The 6686-nt window shown below is 72.4% G+C and carries 6 protein-coding genes; 5 read left to right on the top strand and 1 reads right to left on the bottom strand.

Translation table 11 applies throughout. From position 1 onward, the window contains the following. Positions 1 to 121: 121 nt before the first annotated feature. Positions 122 to 1045: a sugar-binding transcriptional regulator gene (locus ABEA15_RS05785; protein WP_344143273.1), complete on the bottom strand. Its 924-nt coding sequence runs from the start codon at positions 1043 to 1045 to the stop codon at positions 122 to 124. A 245-nt stretch (positions 1046 to 1290) separates the two neighbouring features. Between ABEA15_RS05785 and ABEA15_RS05780 the strand changes: the two genes are divergently transcribed. From ABEA15_RS05780 to ABEA15_RS05760, 5 genes are all read left to right on the top strand, one after another. After that, positions 1291 to 2292 carry an alcohol dehydrogenase catalytic domain-containing protein gene (locus tag ABEA15_RS05780; RefSeq protein WP_344143234.1) on the top strand — a complete coding sequence of 334 codons (1002 nt, stop codon included), beginning with the start codon at positions 1291 to 1293 and terminating at the stop codon, positions 2290 to 2292. A 36-nt stretch (positions 2293 to 2328) separates the two neighbouring features. Further along, on the top strand, positions 2329 to 3699 hold the full coding sequence (locus ABEA15_RS05775; protein WP_386699691.1) for an ABC transporter substrate-binding protein: 1371 nt from the start codon (positions 2329 to 2331) through the stop codon (positions 3697 to 3699). A 55-nt stretch (positions 3700 to 3754) separates the two neighbouring features. Further along, the gene (locus tag ABEA15_RS05770) at positions 3755 to 4708 is read left to right on the top strand and encodes a carbohydrate ABC transporter permease (protein ID WP_344143235.1); all 954 of its coding nucleotides are present in this window, start codon (positions 3755 to 3757) and stop codon (positions 4706 to 4708) included. After that, positions 4705 to 5598: a carbohydrate ABC transporter permease gene (locus ABEA15_RS05765; protein WP_344143236.1), complete on the top strand. Its 894-nt coding sequence runs from the start codon at positions 4705 to 4707 to the stop codon at positions 5596 to 5598. The genes ABEA15_RS05770 and ABEA15_RS05765 overlap by 4 nt, the downstream gene beginning before the upstream one ends. 157 nt (positions 5599 to 5755) lie before the next feature. Further along, on the top strand, positions 5756 to 6679 hold the full coding sequence (locus ABEA15_RS05760; protein ID WP_345555767.1) for a Gfo/Idh/MocA family protein: 924 nt from the start codon (positions 5756 to 5758) through the stop codon (positions 6677 to 6679). The last annotated feature ends 7 nt before the right edge of the window (positions 6680 to 6686 follow it).

Here is a 6686-nt window from a genome sequence, read left to right as displayed (position 1 = left end):
GGCGGGCCCGGCCGCGCCCGGGCCGGCGCGGCCGAGTAGCGGCGCGCGTCCGGGCCGGGCCCGGGGCCGCGCGGGGGCACGGCCCCGGGCCCGATGCCGTTCTAAGCACCGGCGGCGGCCCTCAGCCCAGCAGCTCCTGTGCCGTGTCCGCGTCGGTGACCAGAGTCGATATCAGCCCGCTGCGCAGCACCACGCCGATGGCCTCGGTCTTGCCGGGGCCGCCGGCCACCGCGATCACATCGGGCACGCGCGCGAGCTGGGCGTCGGTGATGGCCAGTACCCGCTCGTCGAGCTCGCTGTGCACCCGGGTCCCCTCGGAGTCGAACAGCTGCGCGGAGATCTCGGCGCGCACGCCCCTTTCGCGCAGCTCCTCGCGGGGGCCGGGATCCAGGCACGAGTACACCGTGGAGCTCTGCTCGTCCCAGCCGCCGATGGAGACCACCGCCTTGGTCAGCCGGTCGAAGCGGGCCAGCGCCCCCGCGATGCCCGGGTCGGAGCGCAGCGCGCGGGCGGTGGTCGCATCGGGCAGGATCAGCGGCGCGTAGATGGGATAGGCGGAGCCGCCGGAGAGCTGGGCCGCCCGCCGCACCGACTCGACCGATCCCTCGCTGGCGTCCTCGCCGTAGGTGCGGTGCGAGACCACGCCGCCCAGCTGCACCGTCGTGCAGTGGGCCAGCCGGGTCAGCTCGGCGCCGACGGCGTTGACCGTGCGCCCCCAGGCGAACCCGAGCACGTCGTCGTCCTCGACGATCTCGGCCAGCAGGTCGGCGGCCACCGCGCCGAGCTGGCGGTGGGTCTCGGCCGGGTCCTCGGAGCCGTCGACGACGATGGCGCGCTCCAGTCCGAAGGCCGCGCGCAACCGGTCGGAGAGGTCGGGGTCGATCCGGGCGGGCACCCGGATGGAGATCCGCACGATCCCGCTCTCCCGCGCGGTGTCGAGTGCGCGGGCGACTTTGAAGCGACTCACGCCGAACTCCTCGGCGATCTCCACCTTCGAGCGCCCGTCCAGGTAGAACCGGCGCGCGACGGTGGAGACCAGCACCAGTTCGGCGGGCCCCTTGAACGGTGATTTCCGCTGCTGGGGCGCCGCGGCGCCGCCCTCGCCCTCGGTGCTCGCCACCCTGCTCACCTGATCACTACTCCGCTCATTCGTTAAGCATACGTTGACACGGCATTTCGGATGGGTTTTGAATGTCCTTCATCACATGAGCATCGTAACGCTCAGGTGAGCGAGACAACCATCGGTGTGCCGGATCACGCACACCCACCGTCCGTGAACGAGGAGCGGCAGTGCGCGCAGCGATCATCGAACGTCCGGGAAGCGTCACCGTGGGGGAACGGCCCGATCCGACTCCCGCGGCCGACGGCGTGGTGCTGCGTGTGGGAGCCTGCGGCATCTGCGGCACCGACCTGCACATCGCCGACGGCGAGTTCCCGCCCAGCCCCTACCCGCTGGTGCCCGGCCACGAGTTCGCCGGCGAAGTGGTGGCCGTGGGCCCGCAGGCCCCGGGCGGGCTGCGCGAGGGCGACCGGGTGGCCGTGGACCCCTCCCTGTTCTGCGGGTACTGCGAGTACTGCCGGGCCGGGCGCGGCAACCTGTGCGCCAACTGGGGCGCCATCGGCGACACCGTCGACGGCGCCTTCGCCGAGTACGTGGCGGCCCCCGCCGTCAACTGCCACCGCCTGCCCGAGCACGTCGGCGACCGCGAGGCCGCGCTGATCGAGCCGCTGTCATGCGCCGTGCACGGCGTGCGACGCATCGGCGTGCACACCGGAGAGCGCTTCCTTCTGCTCGGCGCGGGCACCATGGGCCTGCTGCTGCAGCAGCTCCTGCAGCAGGGCGGCGCGCAGGTCACCGTCGTCGACCGCAACACCGAGCGGCTGAAGCTGGCCAAGGCGCTGGGCGCCGCCGCCACCGCCGCGGACACCGCCGACCTCGGCGACGAGCGCTTCGACGCCGCGGCCGACGCCACCGGCGCTCCCGCGGCGATCGAGGCCGCGTTCTGGGCGCTGCGCCGCGGCGGGCGCCTGCTGGTCTTCGGCGTGGCGCCGGACGACGCCCGCGTCTCGCTGTCGCCGTTTCGCATGTACAACGACGAGATCACCGTGGTCGGCTCCATGGCCGTGCTGCACAGCTACGGCGCCGCGCTGGACCTGCTGGCCGCGGGCCGGGTGCGCACGGACGAGCTGCTCACCCACGCCCTGCCGCTGGCCGAGTTCCCGGGGGCACTCGACCTGATGCGCTCGGGAGCCGGTGTGAAGGTGCAGGTCCTGCCCACCGCCTCGGCCTGACGAGACGGAGTTTCGACCGTGGAGAAGGAGAACCCGTTGCCGAGCACGAAACGCCGCCCCGGGCGGCTCGCGGCACTGGGCGCCGCAGGCGCCGCAGTGTCACTGGTATCGGGCTGCGCGGGCGCGGGTGCCGTCGCCGCGGGCGGCGACGGCACCACGCTGGTCGTGGCCATCGTGTCCAACCCCCAGATGGAGGACGCCATCTCGCTGCGCGCGGACTTCGCGCGCGAGCACCCCGACGTCAACCTGCGCTTCGTCACGCTGCCGGAGAACGAGGCCCGCGCCAAGATCACCACGTCCATCGCCGCCGGCGGCGGCGAGTTCGACGCGGTGATGATCAGCAACTACGAGACCCGCATGTGGGCCGAGAACGGGTGGCTGGCCAACCTGCAGCCGCACATCGACGCCACCGAGGGCTACGACGACGAGGACTTCCTGGAGCCGATCCGCGAGGACCTCTCCTACCAGGGCGACATGTACTCGGTGCCCTTCTACGGCGAGTCGTCGTTCCTGGCCTACCGCAAGGACCTGTTCGAGAAGGCCGGCGTCGAGATGCCGGAGAACCCCACCTGGTCGGAGGTCGCCGACCTGGCGGCGGAGCTCGACGGCGTCGAGGAGGGCGTCGCCGGGATCTGCCTGCGCGGCCTGCCCGGCTGGGGCGAGGTGCTCGCGCCCTTCAACAGCATGCTCAACACCTTCGGCGGGCGCTGGTACGACCGCGACTGGAACGCCCAGCTCACCTCGCCCGAGTTCCGCCGCACCGCGGAGTTCTACGTGGACCTGGTGCGCGAGCACGGCCAGCCCGGCGCGGCCAACAGCGGGTTCGGCGACTGCCTGACCCACTACAGCCAGGGCAACGCCGCCATGTGGTACGACGCGACGGCCATGGTCAGCACCGTGGAGGACCCCGAGTCCAGCAAGGTCGTCGGCAAGAGCGGGTACGCCCCCGCGCCCGTGCAGAAGACCGGCTACGGCGGCTGGCTCTACACGTGGTCGCTGGCCATCCCCGCCTCCTCGCAGCACAAGGACGCCGCCTGGGACTTTCTGTCCTGGATGACCGACAAGGAGTACATCCGCATGGTCGGCGAGGAGTACGGCTGGCAGCGCGTTCCGCCGGGCAGCCGGGTCTCGACCTTCGAGAACCCCGAGTACCAGGAGGCCGCGTCGGCCTACGCCGAACCGATGCGCGAAGGCATCGAGAACGCCGACCCCAAGAACCCGGGCACCCGGCCCGTGCCCTACACCGGCATCGGGTTCCTGGCCATCCCCGAGTTCCAGGACTTGGGCACGCGGGTGAGCCAGCAGCTCAGCGCGGCGATCGCCGGGCAGATCAGCGTCGACGAGGCGCTGGCGCAGAGCCAGCAGTACGCGCAGTCGGTCGGCGACAGCTACAAGGAGGCACAGTGAGCATTCCACGACGCCGCCGGCGGGCGGCGCGCACCGTCCGGGGGAGGCTGCCGCGATGAGCGCGACCGCCACCGCCCCCGCCCCTCAGCGGCCCGTGCCCGCCGCCCGGTCCGCCAAGCGCGCCGAGCGCGCCCGCGGCTGGTCGCTGCGCGCCCCGCTGCTGCCGGCGCTGATCTTCACGATCCTGGTCACCCAGCTGCCGTTCCTGTTCACCATCTTCTACTCGCTGCAGTCGTGGAACCTCGTGCGCCCCGGGTCGCGGAGCTTCACGGGCCTGGCCAACTACGCCGCGGTACTGACCGACGCGCAGTTCCTCGGCGCGGCGCTGAACACCGTCGTCATCACCGCCGCGTGCGTGCTGATCTCGATGGCGGTCGGCATCGGCCTCGCGATGCTGCTGGACCGCAAGTTCGCGGGCCGCGGCGTGGTGCGAACCCTGCTGATCACGCCGTTCCTGATCATCCCGGTGGCGACCGCGCTGCTGTGGAAGACCACCATGTTCGACCCGGTCTTCGGGCTGGTCGGGTTCGTGCTCACGCCCTTCGGGCTCGGCGACGTCGACTGGGTGTCGCAGTTCCCGGTGGTGTCGGTGGTCACCGCACTGGTGTGGCAGTGGAGCCCCTTCATGATGCTGCTGGTGCTGGCCGGGCTGCAGAGCCAGGGCGGCGACGTCATCGAGGCGGGCCAGGTCGACGGCGCGAGCAAGTGGCAGATGTTCACCAACATCACGCTGCCGCACCTGCGGCGCTACATCGAGCTGGGCGTGCTGCTGGGGTCGATCTACGTGGTCAACACCTTCGACACGATCTACATGATGACCCAGGGCGGGCCCGGTACCGCCAGCGCGAACCTGCCGTTCTACATCTACCAGCGGACCTTCCTCGGGTTCGACATCGGCCAGTCGGCGGCGATGGGCGTCGTCGTGGTGATCGGCACCATCGCCGTGGCGATGCTCGCGCTGCGGCTGATCTTCCGCACGTTCATGTCCGATCAGGAGGCGAACTCGTGACCGCCACCGCCCCCGCACCCCGATCCAGCGCGGCCGCCGCACCGAACCCGCGCCCGGCGGCGGCGCGCGCCCGGCGGCGCGGCGGCGTCGGCGGAGCCGCGCTGACGACGCTGACCTGGGCCATCGCCCTGGTGTTCGTCTCACCGGCCCTGTGGCTGGTGCTGACCTCCTTCAAGAGCGAGGCCATCGCCCAGACCGATCCCCCGACGCTGTTCTTCCAGCCGACGCTGGACCAGATCGCCGGCGTCATCGACTCCGACTTCCTGCCGTACCTGGCCAACTCGCTGATCGCGACCCTGGCCTCCACGGCGCTGGTGCTGCTGCTGGGCACGCCCGCCGCCTACGCGCTGTCGATCCGCCCGGTCAAGCGCACCAAGGACGTGCTGTTCTTCTTCATCTCCACCAAGATGCTGCCGGTGGTGGCCGTGATCGTGCCGATCTACGTCGCCGCGGCCGAGGTCGCCATGCTGGACAGCATCTGGACGCTGGTGGTGCTCTACACCGCGATGAACCTGCCGATCGCGGTGTGGATGATGCGCTCGTTCTTCCTGGAGGTCCCCTCGGGCGTGGTCGAGGCCGCGCGGATGGAGGGCGCGAGCCTGCCGCGGGTGCTGTGGTCGGTGATGCTGCCGATCATGGCCCCCGGTGTCGCCGCGACGGCGCTGATCTGCATGATCTTCTCCTGGAACGAGTTCTTCTTCGCGGTGAACCTGACGGCCTCGCAGGCCGCCACCGTGCCGGTGTTCCTGGTCGGGTTCATCACCAGTGAAGGGCTCTACTGGGCGCAGTTGGCGGCCGCGGCCACCCTGGCGTCGCTGCCGATCGTGATCATCGGCTGGATGGCCCAGCGCCAGCTCGTGCGCGGCCTGTCCATGGGCGCGGTCAAGTAAGTAGGCCGGGCCCCATCACAGGGGACGGGGCGGCCGGGAGCCGCGGCCGGTTGCGGGGCCGCGGCGCACCCGGCCGCCCCGCTGTGTCTCCGCGACCGCGGGCCGGGCAGAATGGCGCCGGACGCGACACCGAGCCGCCGCCGGAAGGGACCGCCGCATGGGGTTGAGGATCGGACTGCTGGGCACGGGCTACTGGGCACGCGAGACGCAGGGCGCGGCGCTGGCCGCCCACCCCGGCGCCGAGTTCGTCGGCGTGTGGGGACGCAGCGCCGAGCGGACGCGGGCCCTGGCCGACCGCTACGGCGTGGCCGCCTACTCCGACTCCGAGGCCCTCTTCGCCGACGTCGACGCCGTGGCGATCGCGCTGCCGCCGGACGTGCAGGCCGAGGCCGCGCTGCGTGCCGCGCGGGCGGGCCGCCACCTGCTGCTGGACAAGCCGGTGGCCTTCACCACCGAGGCCTCCGGCGCCGTCGCGGCCGAGGCCGGGCGCCGGGGGCTGGCGAGCGTCGTCTTCTTCACCATGCGCTTCTCGCCGGGCGTCGAGGACTTCCTGCGCGAGACCGCCGCGGCCGGGCGCTGGGACGGCGCCCAGGGGGTGATGCTGGCGTCGGCGCTCAGCACGGACAGCCCCTATGCCGAGTCGCCGTGGCGCCGGGAGCGCGGCGCTCTGTGGGACATCGGCCCGCACGCCCTGTCGGTGCTGCTGCCGGTGATGGGGCCGGTCGAGGAGGTCACCGCCGTGGCGGGGCCGCGCAGGACCACCCACCTGCTGCTGGGCCACCGCGGCGGAGGCGTCAGCTCGCTGGCGCTCACCCTGGAGGCCCCGCCCGCGGGGGGCCGCAAGGAGTTCCTCTTCCACGGCGAGAACGGCGTGGCGCACCTTCCCGAGGCCGAGCTGGGCCCGGTGCCCGCGTTCTCCGCGGCGATCGATCGGCTGCTGGCCGCCGCCGAGCAGGGCCCGGACGCCCCCGCCGACCCCTGCGGCATCGGATTCGGCCACGAGGTGGTCGCGGTGCTGGAGGCGGCGGCGCTCGCGCTCGAACGGCGGGCGACGGTGCCGGTCGGCGCGTCCGGGAGCTGACACCGCG

Source organism: Streptomonospora halophila (genome assembly GCF_039542725.1).
Classification (GTDB): domain Bacteria; phylum Actinomycetota; class Actinomycetes; order Streptosporangiales; family Streptosporangiaceae; genus Streptomonospora; species Streptomonospora halophila.
Note: the sequence above shows the minus strand (reverse complement) of the source record. Positions and strands in the feature narration are given on the sequence as shown.

Excerpts from the sequence above, each read along its gene's own strand:
- ABEA15_RS05760 (WP_345555767.1), top strand. The coding sequence starts at position 5,756 with ATGGGGTTGAGGATCGGACTGCTGGGCACGGGCTACTGGGCACGCGAG.
- ABEA15_RS05770 (WP_344143235.1), top strand. The coding sequence starts at position 3,755 with ATGAGCGCGACCGCCACCGCCCCCGCCCCTCAGCGGCCCGTGCCCGCC.